The 12,594-nt window shown below is 36.0% G+C and carries 17 protein-coding genes; 11 read left to right on the plus strand and 6 right to left on the minus strand.

Features of this window, described 5'->3' with window-relative positions; all coding sequences use genetic code 11:
* The first annotated feature begins 3 nt into the window (after positions 1 to 3).
* From NFR44_RS04275 to NFR44_RS04300, 6 genes are all read left to right on the plus strand, one after another.
* Positions 4 to 1,095, plus strand: a complete 1,092-nt coding sequence (locus NFR44_RS04275; protein ID WP_251441440.1) for a phage tail sheath C-terminal domain-containing protein — start codon at positions 4 to 6, stop codon at positions 1,093 to 1,095.
* A 42-nt stretch (positions 1,096 to 1,137) separates the two neighbouring features.
* Positions 1,138 to 1,575, plus strand: a complete 438-nt coding sequence (locus tag NFR44_RS04280) for a phage tail tube protein (protein ID WP_251441441.1) — start codon at positions 1,138 to 1,140, stop codon at positions 1,573 to 1,575.
* Positions 1,576 to 1,666: 91 nt separating this feature from the next.
* The gene (locus NFR44_RS04285) at positions 1,667 to 2,074 is read left to right on the plus strand and encodes a phage tail assembly chaperone (protein WP_251441442.1); all 408 of its coding nucleotides are present in this window, start codon (positions 1,667 to 1,669) and stop codon (positions 2,072 to 2,074) included.
* A gap of 178 nt (positions 2,075 to 2,252) precedes the next feature.
* Complete coding sequence (locus NFR44_RS04290) at positions 2,253 to 4,505, plus strand: phage tail tape measure protein (protein WP_251441443.1); 2,253 nt, start codon at positions 2,253 to 2,255, stop codon at positions 4,503 to 4,505.
* On the plus strand, positions 4,505 to 5,341 hold the full coding sequence (locus NFR44_RS04295; RefSeq protein ID WP_251441444.1) for a hypothetical protein: 837 nt from the start codon (positions 4,505 to 4,507) through the stop codon (positions 5,339 to 5,341). The genes NFR44_RS04290 and NFR44_RS04295 overlap by 1 nt, the downstream gene beginning before the upstream one ends.
* 6 nt (positions 5,342 to 5,347) lie before the next feature.
* Positions 5,348 to 6,337: an XkdQ/YqbQ family protein gene (locus tag NFR44_RS04300; protein WP_251441445.1), complete on the plus strand. Its 990-nt coding sequence runs from the start codon at positions 5,348 to 5,350 to the stop codon at positions 6,335 to 6,337.
* A gap of 142 nt (positions 6,338 to 6,479) precedes the next feature.
* Here the strand turns inward: NFR44_RS04300 and NFR44_RS04305 are convergent, their stop codons facing one another.
* The 6 genes from NFR44_RS04305 to NFR44_RS04330 form a co-directional block, all read right to left on the minus strand.
* Positions 6,480 to 6,767: a hypothetical protein gene (locus NFR44_RS04305; RefSeq protein WP_251441446.1), complete on the minus strand. Its 288-nt coding sequence runs from the start codon at positions 6,765 to 6,767 to the stop codon at positions 6,480 to 6,482.
* Positions 6,751 to 7,086, minus strand: coding sequence for a hypothetical protein (locus tag NFR44_RS04310; protein ID WP_251441447.1), 336 nt, complete (start codon positions 7,084 to 7,086; stop codon positions 6,751 to 6,753). Before NFR44_RS04310 ends, NFR44_RS04305 begins: the two co-directional genes overlap by 17 nt.
* 121 nt (positions 7,087 to 7,207) lie before the next feature.
* Entirely contained in the window at positions 7,208 to 7,741 is a 534-nt protein-coding gene (locus NFR44_RS04315) for a hypothetical protein (protein ID WP_251441448.1), read from the minus strand.
* Positions 7,742 to 7,851: 110 nt separating this feature from the next.
* Positions 7,852 to 8,136: a hypothetical protein gene (locus NFR44_RS04320; protein ID WP_251441449.1), complete on the minus strand. Its 285-nt coding sequence runs from the start codon at positions 8,134 to 8,136 to the stop codon at positions 7,852 to 7,854.
* 11 nt (positions 8,137 to 8,147) lie between these two features.
* Positions 8,148 to 8,309: a hypothetical protein gene (locus tag NFR44_RS04325; RefSeq protein ID WP_251441450.1), complete on the minus strand. Its 162-nt coding sequence runs from the start codon at positions 8,307 to 8,309 to the stop codon at positions 8,148 to 8,150.
* Between the two features lie 2 nt (positions 8,310 to 8,311).
* The gene (locus NFR44_RS04330) at positions 8,312 to 8,488 is read right to left on the minus strand and encodes a hypothetical protein (protein ID WP_251441451.1); all 177 of its coding nucleotides are present in this window, start codon (positions 8,486 to 8,488) and stop codon (positions 8,312 to 8,314) included.
* 136 nt (positions 8,489 to 8,624) lie between these two features.
* Between NFR44_RS04330 and NFR44_RS04335 the strand changes: the two genes are divergently transcribed.
* Genes NFR44_RS04335 through NFR44_RS04355 form a run of 5 tightly spaced genes read left to right on the plus strand, consistent with a single transcriptional unit; the run spans position 8,625 to position 12,582 of the window.
* Positions 8,625 to 9,035, plus strand: coding sequence for a DUF2577 family protein (locus tag NFR44_RS04335; protein ID WP_251441452.1), 411 nt, complete (start codon positions 8,625 to 8,627; stop codon positions 9,033 to 9,035).
* Positions 9,036 to 9,047: 12 nt separating this feature from the next.
* Positions 9,048 to 9,482, plus strand: a complete 435-nt coding sequence (locus tag NFR44_RS04340; RefSeq protein WP_251441453.1) for a DUF2634 domain-containing protein — start codon at positions 9,048 to 9,050, stop codon at positions 9,480 to 9,482.
* A gap of 12 nt (positions 9,483 to 9,494) precedes the next feature.
* Entirely contained in the window at positions 9,495 to 10,544 is a 1,050-nt protein-coding gene (locus NFR44_RS04345) for a baseplate J/gp47 family protein (RefSeq protein ID WP_251441454.1), read from the plus strand.
* Complete coding sequence (locus NFR44_RS04350; RefSeq protein WP_251441455.1) at positions 10,537 to 11,193, plus strand: putative phage tail protein; 657 nt, start codon at positions 10,537 to 10,539, stop codon at positions 11,191 to 11,193. Before NFR44_RS04345 ends, NFR44_RS04350 begins: the two co-directional genes overlap by 8 nt.
* A 3-nt stretch (positions 11,194 to 11,196) precedes the next feature.
* A complete protein-coding gene (locus NFR44_RS04355; RefSeq protein ID WP_251441456.1) occupies positions 11,197 to 12,582 on the plus strand; it encodes a phage tail-collar fiber domain-containing protein in 1,386 nt (461 codons plus the stop codon).
* The last annotated feature ends 12 nt before the right edge of the window (positions 12,583 to 12,594 follow it).

Raw genomic sequence — 12,594 nt, forward strand, 5'->3', positions numbered from 1 at the left:
AGAATGGGCTTACCTAGTATTTCTATTTCATATCGCGAACGCGGTATTACCGCTATTGAACGTGCTAAACGTGGCATTATTTTATTATTGTTACATGATACAGTACCAAGCGGTTCAGCGAATGCATATGTAAAACATACGGTTTTCGATAATGACGACATTCCAGCTGAATTATCCGAAGAAAATAAGAAACAAATTGAACTAGCTTTAATCGGCTATCAAACAACACCTTATAAAATTATTCCGTTAGTTTTTGCCGAAAGTACAAGCATTAATGACATGTTAAAGGTGGCAGAATCTATTAAGTTTACTTACTTAGTATATCCAGAAGCAGACGAAGACGCAGCGGCTACTATTGCGACATGGATTAAAGCACAACGTACGCAAAAGGATAACCAGTTAAAAGCTGTTTTATACAAACAAGCAGCGGACAATGAAGGCGTAATCAATGTTACGAATAGCTGGTTTAAAGTTGGTAGTAAACAGTATACAGGGGCTGAATATTGTTCCCGTATTGCTGGCTTAATCTGCGGAACACCAGCAAAAATTAGCTGTACTTACGCCCCACTACCAGAAGTAACAGAAGTTGAATTCGTGGATAAAGAAACTCTTGATTCCCGTATCGACAAAGGCGAATTCGTTGTATTTGATGACGGCGAAAAAATTAAAGTTGCACGTGGCGTTAATAGCTTTATTACTACTATTGAAGGTAAAGGAAAGTCCTTCAAAAAGATTAAGCTTGTAGAATTAATGGACATGATTCATGACGACATCAAAAAAACAGCCGAAGATAATTACTTAGGCAAATACGCGAATAGCTACGACAATCGTTCTTTATTGATTACCGCAATCAACGGCTACTTCTTAGAATTAGAACGTGACGGTTTGTTAGAAAAGAACCAGAATGAAGCTTCTATCAACTTAGAAAATACTAAGATTTATTTGATGAAAAACGGACGTCGTACAAAAGAAGAATTGGCTAAAATGTCTGAAATTCAACTTAAGTACGAAAACATTGGCGACAATGTGTTCTTAACAGCTTCATTATCTATGCTAGACGCTATCGAAAACATTGATTTACCAATCAATATTTAAGTGATTTTTCTTAAGTTTTAAGAAGAAAGGACTAATTAATACATGCAAAATGTAACAGGTAATAAAGTCATGGCTGGTCGTCATGGCGAAGTATGGGTAGACGACCACTATTTAGGCGAAATCATGGAATTTAAAGCTACTGTAACACTTGATAAAGCAGAAGTTAAGCTTATCAAACATCAAGCAAAATCTTATAAAGTAACAGGCTATACGGCTAAAGGTAGTATCAAATTCCATAAAGTAGATAGCTACTTCTTACGCAAAATGAACGATAAAATTAAGGAAGGGAAACAACCTATCTTTACTATCGTATCTAAGATTAGCGACCCAGACGCCGTAGGCGAAGAACGCGTAGTAGTTCGCGACGCTACTTTCGATGAATTAGTATTGGCTGATTGGTCAGTAGATAAAATCTTAGAAGAAAGCTATAACTTTACGTTTTCTGAATGGGACATTTTAGACACCGCAACAGGTGAATAATAGGGGGGCTTTTTAGCCCCTCTTTTTTTCTTGAATTTTAAGAAGAAAGGGAATATAAAAAATGGCTACTGAATTAAATTTAATTGATGTCTTGTTACAGCAAGACGCAGCAACATTACTACAGCAAGAAACCGAAGAATACGAAGTAAAATCGTTAACGCGTAAAACAGGTAAAAAGTTTGTACTTACATTGCAAGGACTTAATACAGATATGTTTATGAAGATTCGCAATCAATGTACTGCTAAAAATAAGAAGGGTAAAGAAGAATTAAACGAATCTAAATTTAGTGCGAAAATCCTTCTTGAAGGCATTAAAAAACCAGACTTTCACAGTATGAAACTTGCCGAACATTTTAATGTAGGTACACCAGAAGAAATAATGACAAAGTTATTCAATGCTGGCGAAACAAACGAAATCGCTAAACGTATCAATGTACTTTCGGGGCAAGTAGTAGATGTTGACGACGACATCGACGTAGACGAAGAAATAAAAAACTAATTGAAACCGATAGGAATACACAAACAGCCTATTATTTATATAGGTTACATGGGCTATTACCGCACGAATATTATTCGTTGCCTATCGGTGAAAGATTAATCGTATCTGCGTTCGTTTCTTATGAATTGAATCAGTTAAGAGAAGAAGCTGATTCTATTAAGAATTAAGAGGTGATTTATTGGCAACTGTAATTGACGCTATTATCAAGCTACAAGACGACATGTCAGCCAAATTAAAGCGGATAAATAACAACTTAAAACAAACTGAAAGCATGGCTAAGCGTGTAAATAGAAGCGTTGCTTCAATGGGTAAAGGCTTCAATAGTGCTGCTTCTGCTATGCAACCGTTCGCCCTTGCAGCCGTTGCCGTAGCTGGTACAGCGATTACAGCTTACGCCAGCTTTGATACTAAGTATCACGCCTTTTTAAATAAATTATCCGATGATACTAAAAAACATACGGAAATTAGCCAAGACGCCTTTTACAAAATGGGGACGAAAGTAGCTGTACCACTTGAAACATTAATTGGCGTTGCAGACCAAATAGGCGGTGCAATCGACGGCTTAAACGGCAAGGAAATAAACGAACTTACAGAATCTGTATCACGTTTCGCGGTGGCTACTGATACACAAGCAGACGTAGCAGCTTTAATGTTTACAAATACTATGAATAGCTTCGGCTTATCTGTAAAAGATGTTCCGCACATGCTAGACGGTATTACACAGGCTTCTAACTTATCATCGGCTAATGTTGACGACTTAGCGGAAGCCCTAAAAATGACATCTACATCAGCAAATAGTATGAATCAAACATTAGATACTACACTAGCTTCATTAGCTACTTTAGCGAACAACGGCTTAAAAGGTTCTATGGCTGGTACTGGCTTATCTAACATTTTTGAACGTATGGCGAATCCTAAGTTTTCTGCTGTACTTACAGACATGGGAATTCAGTTATTCGACACTTCGGGAAACATGCGACAATTAACAGACGTTGCAGAAGAATTTAACCGTGTTACAGCTGGTATGAGTGGCGTTCAAAAACAATCATTAGCATTAGAAGCATTCGGCGACCAAGGTTCGCGTGCGTTCCTTCTTTTAGCTAATAACTTAGACGCTTATAAGAAGAATTTAGCAGCGGTACAGGATTCACAAGGGGCAGCCAACAAAGCGTATGATGAAATGAAACAGTCATTAGGCGGAAGCCTTGAAATCGCTAAAAATAATGCTATGGCGATTCTGTATAAAATCGGCGAAAAACTAGCCCCAACAATAAAAGTATTGGTGGAAGAATTTTCTAAATTTACTGAAAAAATCTTAGATAATAACGACGGTACTATCGACTTAGCAATTACATTAGGTAAATTAGTTATTGGTACATTCGCCGTTACTAAGGGTATCGGCTTAGCCTTAACTGGTTTGTCCGCTGCGTCTGGTGGCGTATTATCGTTCGCTTCTGCTTGTGCTAAAGCTGGTGGCATTGTTCCTATGATTTTCGGACGTGTAAGTTTAGTATTTAGAACCTTTGGTTCATTAATTAAAAATGTAGGCGTAATCTTTAAATTATTCGGTATGGACTTCGCACGAATCGGCTTAACTATTGCCCGTGGCTTAATGTCCTTTATGTCCGTTGGCGGTAAAGTATTTATGTTTTTGATTCGTGGTATAACGTTATTAGGGCGTGCTTTCATGGCTAACCCTATCGGACTTGCGATTACTGTAATTATTGGCATTATTTACTTACTCTATACCAACTGGGACACTGTAGTAAAATACGTGGACATCGGTATTAAGTGGCTTAGTAATGAATTCCAATTCTTGAAAAACACAACAGTAAACGCGTTTAACTATATCGTAAATGGCGTTATGTCCTTTATTAATTACTTAGGCGACTTACTAGCTTATATTGGCGGTGCGTTTATGTCTGGTTTTATGGGGGCATGGCAAGCCGTAAGCGACTTCTTTAATGGAATCTGGAACGGCATGGTATCTACTGTTTCTGGAGTAGTTGACACTGTAAAAGGCTTAATCAATCAGATTATTTCAGTTTTAAATGGCGTCAGCTTCACTGTTCCCGATTGGGTACCGTCATTCGGTGGACAAAACTTTAGCTTGAATATTCCGTTACTCTTTACTGGTGCTGAAAACTGGAAAGGCGGACTAGCTAAGATTCACGACCAAGGCGGCGAAATTGTAGATTTACCGCAAGGTACAAGAGTAATTCCACATGATAAGTCAATCAAAGAAGCACGCGATTTAGGACGTTCAGAAGGGCAATTACTCAACGCTAAACGTTCTGGTATATCAATCGCTATAGCTAAAGTCGCTGATTCAATCGTAATTAGAGAAGACGCTGATTTAGATAAATTAATGACTAAGTTAACAGAAACATTAGAATCGTATGCTATTAATGCTGTAGAAGGGGCTGTATAATGAGTATTTTTTCTAGTTCAACAAAAGAAACAATGATAAATAAAGCCTTACAGTACCTTCTGGGCAATAGCGACGGTACAGTAGGGGCAGAAGACGGCGAAGTAGTCATTTCTGGCGTATCTGGAACGGTGAAACTACCCGTTCCGCCAGAATCCTATGAAGTAGCCGTTTCTTCACTACATCAAAAAGTAAATATCCAGTCATTAGGCGAATTAAATATGTTAGGTAAAACAGGGCTTCGGACAATATCATTCACGACATTTTTACCAAATCAAGACTATACATTCGCGAATGCTGTAGATACAGCAGAATACATTAAAAACATAGAATCATTACGTACAGCTACATCACCATGTCATTTACTTATTGGTGGTACTACAGTAGATTTTGACGTTACGATAGATTCATTTACTTATTCTGAATCTGGGGGCGGTGGCGACATCACTATCGCCCTTTCATTTTCTGAATATAAGAAAATAAACGAAGTAGACAAATCAGTAGTTGATGAAAAAACTGGACTGAATCAACGTAATACGACCGCACTAAAAAAAGTAGCTACTAATTTACAGTATCGTAAGCATGATACACCGTTAACATTCTTAAATCGTGCATTATCTAAAACCAATGCAAAAGGTTTAGACGAAAACCAAGCCAAATATTTAAGCTATGGTAAATCGCTAGTAAAGTCCGCTAGTGGTACAGGCGTATCATTTAACATTGGCGATACAATAAATTTCAAGCGTAATAAAAACAATACATTATCTGCGGTAGTAAATAATAAAGAATTAGCACTAAAAGAAGATAAGCAAGTTTTTAATTCGGATAGGAAAGGATAGTTAGTTATGGGCAGCTTCAAATTCTTAGTCAATGACAAAGATATAACTAACTACATTATTTCGTTTTCATGGAGTGGCGATAATTCACAAGCTGGACGTAAGTTAGAATTCACTGTAGCATTCAATAATGTTACTAAGGATAGTACATTTACAAATCCTTATATTATAGCTGGTGATAAAATTACGGTTAAGTATATTCTTAATTCCGATTCTATGACACCAGAAGAATTTATACTGTTTAAAGGGCAAGTCTGGTTAACAAGTCGTAATACTCCTGGCTATGATAAATCATTTACAGCGTATGACAATATTATCTTTTTAGCAAAATCAAAGCTAAACAAGAAATTTCAAAACGCTACTGTATATGACGTATTAAAACAGGTTGCGAATGAGTTCGGTATGAATATCCTTCTTGATGAAGGTATCACGCTAGACGCAAAAGGCGACTTTATAGCAGATAATATGTCTGGTACTGAAATCTTCAAGAAGGCATTAGACATACAATCAGCTAAAGACAATAAAAAGTACTGTATTATGGCACTAGATGAAAACAACAATATCGTAATTGGCTATAATGGCGGTAAAGAAGTAGAAAACTTTAGTCTTACAGATACTACAAACGTTTTCAGTTCGTCACATTCCGAATCGCTAGAAAACCTTGTATCTATGGTTTACATTGCAGATAATAACGGCAATACAACAGCTTCTAATGTAGTCCAATCCGATTATGGCTTACAGCATTACGGGAAAGTAACACAAATCTATAAGCCAGATAAGAAAGTAGATACAGCGACGGCTTCACGTGCATTACTACATTCAGTAGACTATGAATCAAGTTTAGAAGCTATTGGTAATATCTTCTGTGTAGCTGGTAAATCGGTAACGATTCAAGAAGAAAACCTAAAAGGAAAGTTCTTCATCAAATCCGATTCACATAGTTTTAGTTACGGACAACATACAATGAGATTGTCCCTAGATTTTACGTCATTACATTAGCTGTAAGCGATTTTAAATAACGCCCTTAACACTTTATACCTAAAAAAAGAAAAAGCCCCTCCAAGGGGCTATTCTCATATATTATCATTTATAAGGCTTTCAAAAAGCCAGTCATAGCAAGGCTTTTCAGACACCTAAAAATTTAATTATTTAGGCTATACTTTTCTATTAAAGAATTTAGTTGATGACGGATTGCGTTCGTATCAGTTGTTACGTTACGCCACTTATGAATAATGTTAGTATCTGTTTGACGACTATATAAGTTAGCTACATCGCTTTCATGGTTCTGATTATATCGTTCTGGATTGAAGTACACTACTTCGATTATATCTGTTTCTAAATCGTATATGCTATATACTTCATAACCATTTAAACCACGACTACGAATTGTTTGTAACAGTTTTCTGATTCCTTTAAACTTTCGTTCCATAGCGATTTACCTTTCTAAATTCTAGTACATTATCAACTTCGATATTACTAGCGTGGATTTCATTCAAGAAATCATCTACAGTTATTGATGTAAGTTCGTCTTGTACCTTTTTGTACTGGCGGACAAAAGACGCTTTCAAAATATCACGATATGCGTACTTAGTCATTGTATCACGACTAAAATACCATTCGACGATTATACCGTCTTTCTTTTCAAGCTGGATAGTTGATTCACGTTCTATTGTATTGTCCGCTAATTCTGATTCAATTTCTTTAATAAAAGCGGTATACATCATGCTGATTAACCAATGTTTATACATTTTCCATAAGTAAACATTTAATTCTTTGTCTGGCTTTTCCCAGTCAATCAATGTTGAACGTGGTATTTCTAATTCAGCAGAAACAATTGGTAATGTTAGCCTAAAACCATTTCGCAAATTTTTAGCTTCTATCATTTTCACCAGTCCTTACTATATATAAAAATTTATGAATTTCGTTACAGGTTTTATTCAGAACTTCCATTAATGTTACTATGTCTGGGCTAATGTGAACGTCTGAAAGTGCGGATTCTAATAATGACAATCTATGACTAATGTTGTCTATATCTTCTGTATTAGCAGCGATATATAATTCGTCGGCTAATTTAAACAGTATTGTACTTAGTCCGAATTCTTCATTGATTAAAACGCGTAATCCTTCGCTTCTATCTTTGATTTTTTGAAGTGCATTTTCTGGCGTATTCTTTTTTAATTTAATAGCACGCTTACCGATTTTGACGACGTATTCGTCATTAGCTAATGGCTGCTGAATACCTTGTATGCGATTTAAAAACCTTACTAAGTATTCATCATCTAATGAAGGTACATTAAATACACGATTATTATAATGGTAAATGCTATACGTACCGTTTTTAAGACATTTTAAACTGTATTTCTTTTGCTTAGACAATATTTTTTGTACTTGTTCCAATGTCATTATTGACACCTCATTTCTTACTTTGTATTGTAGTATGATTTTCGCACTATGTCAAGAAAAAATATTCTTAAATATGAAGAAAAAGACGCCTTTTACAGCGTCTTAATTCATTACATTAATTCGGTTGATAGTACGTATTCAGAATGACCCCCTTCGATTAAAGCGTTGTTTAAAAAGAGAACTTCTTCGGCGTCAAAGCCGATGTATTTATCGTCACCAGCTACGAAATAATCTACGGTTACATCTTCTAAAGCGTCTACAATATCTAATACGGCGACGTAATATTCGTCTTGTAGATATTGCATTGCTTGATTCTTCAAAGTCTGGCGATGTATTACAATACCTTCATTCTCTAACATTTCAATGTATTTAGCTAATAATTGTTTCTGTAACATGTGTTGACCCCCTATAAGACAAAGTGTTTACTGTTTTTAAAAATCCAACCAGAGATACTATTACCAGCAAGTATTTTATAATCGTGAAGCATATCTTTTGCTTCCTTTTTACTATTGCATGGGATAATTTCGCCAGAAGTTAAAACTAAAATCCATTTAGAACCGATTTTCATAATTAAGCCCCTTTCTTAGCATAAGAAATAACTGGTTGAGTGATTTCGTAAACGTTAGCTACTATATCGTCTGATTGATTCATCAGTATTGTACAAATACCTTTTGCTTCTTCAAACGTTTTAGCTACCTTTGATTTAATTTCTAATCCGTCGCGATAACTTATTAAATACTGTTTCATAGTTAAAACCCCTTTCTTTTTATTCGCGTTTCCTTAACTATGATGTAATTATAGTGCGAATTTCATTCTATGTCAATATAAAATATTCTTAAATTTAAAGAATATTTTAAAATTATTTTTAGAAAGGCACTAATAAATGAAAGAAAATCCTTATTCTAAGCTGCTTACTATTATGAATGGTGTATCGCAAAATAACCAATCGCCACTAATGGCAATAGGTAAAATCATAGCCCCACCGCCAGAGATTCAAGTAGCATATAAAGACTTTATTTTAGATAAAAACGATGTATGGATAAGTGAGTATTTACTAATTGGATATGAAAGAACAGCAAAAGGCGTAATTACATCAGAAACGCAGCCGCGTGGCGGTGGCGGTGGTTATGCAGCCTTCGAAAGTCATACACACGCTATAGACAATCCATACACGGATAACATTATATACACGGATACGTTAAAAGCTGGTGACTACGTATCAATACAGCCCTTACAACAGACGGAAGGGACAAGCCAGCAATACATTATTTTAGATAAAATAGTTCATTTATAGAAAGGTGATTCAATGGCTAATCCATTTATTACAAGTACAAGCGACGATACTACTACAATCGTATCTTCTGAATTGCCACTTTTTATTGAATATGCATTTGATTTCAAAACCGATAGGTTTATAAAAGACGATAACGGACAACACGTTATAGTAACAGGTAATGAAGCATTGAAGGTATGGATTTACAAGACGCTAAAAACTGAACGGTGGCGTTATGTTGCTTATCATAGTGCCTATGGCATTGAGTTAGAAAAGTATATCGGACAACCAAATATAAAGGCTACAGCAGACGCTATGAAAGCCGATATTATAGAAGGCTTATTGATAAATCCTTACATTATTTCAATAGATAAAATCGAAACAACCAAGCAAGAAAACGACTTAGTAGAACTTACTATTACGTTAACTACAGTTTATTCAAACTTAACAGCAACGTTTATAGTTTAGAAAGGGGCATACATGGCAGATATTTTTAAGTCGCAAGACGTCAATACGATTCAATCGCGATTAGTTAATTACATAAAAGAACATGGTAACGAAGAATCGGTTATCGAAGGTACTTTTAAGCGTGATTTAATCAACGCTAATTCAGAAGAATACAAGAATACATACTGGGAGATGGATTTAATCCGTGACGCTGTATTCGCTAAAACGTCATGGGGCGACTATCTTACTGAACGCTGTAGCGACTTTGGCGTTGATAGAAAAGTAGCTGTAAAATCACATGGCGAAGTCAAGGTAACAGGGCAAGCTATGGCGTGGATTCCAGAACGAAGCCTATTCCAATCTAAAAGCGGTTTAAAGTTTTACACTACAGAAGAAAGTTATATTAACGACGACGGCTACGCTGTTATACCTATTGAAGCTGAATTTGAAGGCGTTGATTATAACTTAGAGGAAAACCAAATAACGTTGATTCCTATGTCTATTGGTGGCGTAAGTACTGTTACGAATGAAAAGCCTACCATAGACGGATTCGACCGCGAAACAGACGAAGCATTATATAATCGCTACTATGAATATATTCGCTTACCAGCTACCAGCGGAAACGTATTCCATTACAATAATTGGACTACATCAGTATCTGGCGTTGGTGGCTGTAAAGTAGTAGAAGAACAATATGGGGCTGGGACTGTAGGCATTGCGATTATAGATAGTAACGGCGACAAAGCTAGTCAAGACTTAATCGATAAAGTAAAAGCTTACATCGAGACAGTACGACCAGTAGGGGCTAAAGTAACAGTAACAACACCAGATATTCAGACTATCAACATTGTAGTAAATGGCGTTGTTGGTGCTGGCACAACAGACGCGTTTAAAACTGTTCTTTCTGATTACTTCCGTAAATTCGGATTTAGGCTTGAAAAGGTATCTTCTGCGACGATTGCCAAACAGCTATTTAATGCTGGTTATACCGATTATGATTCTATTACGTTAAACGGTAGAAACAATTCTGTAATCCTTAACGGTAAACTACCGAAAATTGGGACGGTGGTTATTAATGGATAACTTCAATAACAAAATCGGTACTGATTTTATGCGACAAGAAGAAATTAACATTCTTCGTTACTTGCCAGATTTTCTACAGTCGTCTGATACGTTCAAAGAAGTTGCGGACGCACATTCAAAAGAACATCAATTACAGCGTGATAAATTAGAAGATTTATTTAGACAATGCTTTGTTTCTACGGCGACATGGGGACTTGTATTATGGGAATCTGAATTGGATTTAGATACAGACGAAAGCGAAAGCTACGAAACAAGACGTCAAAGAATCTGGAATAAGCTGCAAAGTAAACAGACATCTACATTACAATTTATGACTGATTTACTTAATAAGTACACTACTACCAAAGACGGTTCAATTAATGAAATTTACGACCAGTACAAGCTTGAATACTATATTCAAGACGGTAGTATTACCAGCTGGAAAGACTTACTAGAAGCAATCCAGCAATGGAAGCCAGCACATTTAGGCTTTTATTTTATTACTCATACTGATTTAGGAGAAGAAACGTATTACGGCGGTATTGTATCAGAAGTAGAAGAAATCTATATACCGTGCGATTTAGATTATCAAATCGAAACAGGTGCTACAGCTGGTATTAAGCCAGAATTAGATTTTGTACAGTATTTAAAATCCAGAAAGGAAAATTAGTTTATGGCAATCAACAAAAGCGGAGATTGGAATGTATTAGTCCTTACCAATGCTGGACGCGATATGCTTACGCAAGCACGTGCTGGACATAAGTTATCTTTTACTAAAATTGTAATTGGTGACGGTACGGCTACAGGTACAGCTATAGACCCTTTAGTAAAAATTAAAAGTCCACGTCTTGAATTACCAATCGCCAAAAATGAAACGGTACATCAAGGACAAATGAGACTACAGTTTAGAGTAAGTAACGCAAAAGTAACAACTGGTTTTTATTTTCGTGAAATTGGTTTAATGGCAAAATTGGACGAAGGCGAAGAAGTGCTTTACTCTTATACTACTTGCGGTAGTAAAGCTAAAATGATTTACGATAAAACATATCCAATACAAGAAAAAGTAGTCAATATTGATACGGTTACCGATAATGCAGCTAACATTAGAGTAATCTTAGATATGAGTATCGTTTACGCTACTAAAAAAGACATTGAAGAATCAGTAAATAAGCACAGAAAAGCTACAGAAATCGACCACCCAGACGCCAGCGTTACCACGCGTAAATTAAGAGATAAAGCTGTTACAGCAGCTAAATTAGCCGATGATATTAACGAAAAACTAGACAACGCCTATGTAAAGAAAACGGGCGATACCATGTCTGGAAATTTAGACATTAATGCAAATAACAGTGATTATTCGGCATTAAGACTACATAATAATTCTGGAAGACATCTTTTATTAGAGTCTACCGCCGATACTTCCGCTAATTTCGGTATATTAACATATAGAAATGACAATTCTTCTGATAATTTACATGTATTATCACTACCAAAGAAAAAAGGAACATTAGCAATTACTAGCGAAGTTGTTTCTAAATCTGGTGATACTATGACAGGTAAACTATTAGTTAATAACGAAATTCAAGTCAACGGTAACTGGTCTTTTTTACAAAATAATAATGCTGATTGCACGATGATTCGTAATAACTGGTGGGGATTCTGGACAAGTAAAACGGCTATGTCTATAGACTGGCAAGCTGGCAAGAAAACGCCTCTAGTTGTAATCAACGCCGAAGGACTAAAACACGACGGGAAAAAAATGCTAAGAATTGATGACATTACAGGCGGCAAAGTCGGTAATAATGGTTGGACTAAATTACCTAACGGCTATGTTTCACAATGGGGCTATTATAATTTCCCTTCTGGGCAATCAGAAGCAATTATTACGTTGCCAATTAGCGTAAGTAGAATAGGTACTGTTTTAATTAATGACGTCGGAACTGGTTTTAAGCCGTTAACTGGTAGTACTATCGCTGGTAACACTAGACAGATTAAACTTTATAATCGGGACACAAACGGGACTACTGGTTGTTGGTGGCATTGTGATTGCTGGATATAATAGGAGAATAAA

This window comes from Veillonella intestinalis, from assembly GCF_943193155.1.
Taxonomy (GTDB): domain Bacteria; phylum Bacillota; class Negativicutes; order Veillonellales; family Veillonellaceae; genus Veillonella_A; species Veillonella_A intestinalis.

Bases quoted from the DNA above. Each gene is read 5' to 3' on its own strand.
- NFR44_RS04305 (WP_251441446.1), bottom strand. From the start codon at position 6,767: ATGGAACGAAAGTTTAAAGGAATCAGAAAACTGTTACAAACAATTCGT.
- NFR44_RS04315 (WP_251441448.1), bottom strand. From the start codon at position 7,741: ATGACATTGGAACAAGTACAAAAAATATTGTCTAAGCAAAAGAAATAC.
- NFR44_RS04325 (WP_251441450.1), bottom strand. From the start codon at position 8,309: ATGAAAATCGGTTCTAAATGGATTTTAGTTTTAACTTCTGGCGAAATT.
- NFR44_RS04330 (WP_251441451.1), bottom strand. From the start codon at position 8,488: ATGAAACAGTATTTAATAAGTTATCGCGACGGATTAGAAATTAAATCA.
- NFR44_RS04350 (WP_251441455.1), top strand. From the start codon at position 10,537: ATGGATAACTTCAATAACAAAATCGGTACTGATTTTATGCGACAAGAA.
- NFR44_RS04345 (WP_251441454.1), top strand. From the start codon at position 9,495: ATGGCAGATATTTTTAAGTCGCAAGACGTCAATACGATTCAATCGCGA.
- NFR44_RS04310 (WP_251441447.1), bottom strand. From the start codon at position 7,086: ATGTATAAACATTGGTTAATCAGCATGATGTATACCGCTTTTATTAAA.
- NFR44_RS04355 (WP_251441456.1), top strand. From the start codon at position 11,197: ATGGCAATCAACAAAAGCGGAGATTGGAATGTATTAGTCCTTACCAAT.
- NFR44_RS04340 (WP_251441453.1), top strand. From the start codon at position 9,048: ATGGCTAATCCATTTATTACAAGTACAAGCGACGATACTACTACAATC.
- NFR44_RS04280 (WP_251441441.1), top strand. From the start codon at position 1,138: ATGCAAAATGTAACAGGTAATAAAGTCATGGCTGGTCGTCATGGCGAA.
- NFR44_RS04335 (WP_251441452.1), top strand. From the start codon at position 8,625: ATGAAAGAAAATCCTTATTCTAAGCTGCTTACTATTATGAATGGTGTA.
- NFR44_RS04295 (WP_251441444.1), top strand. From the start codon at position 4,505: ATGAGTATTTTTTCTAGTTCAACAAAAGAAACAATGATAAATAAAGCC.
- NFR44_RS04300 (WP_251441445.1), top strand. From the start codon at position 5,348: ATGGGCAGCTTCAAATTCTTAGTCAATGACAAAGATATAACTAACTAC.
- NFR44_RS04320 (WP_251441449.1), bottom strand. From the start codon at position 8,136: ATGTTACAGAAACAATTATTAGCTAAATACATTGAAATGTTAGAGAAT.
- NFR44_RS04275 (WP_251441440.1), top strand. From the start codon at position 4: ATGGGCTTACCTAGTATTTCTATTTCATATCGCGAACGCGGTATTACC.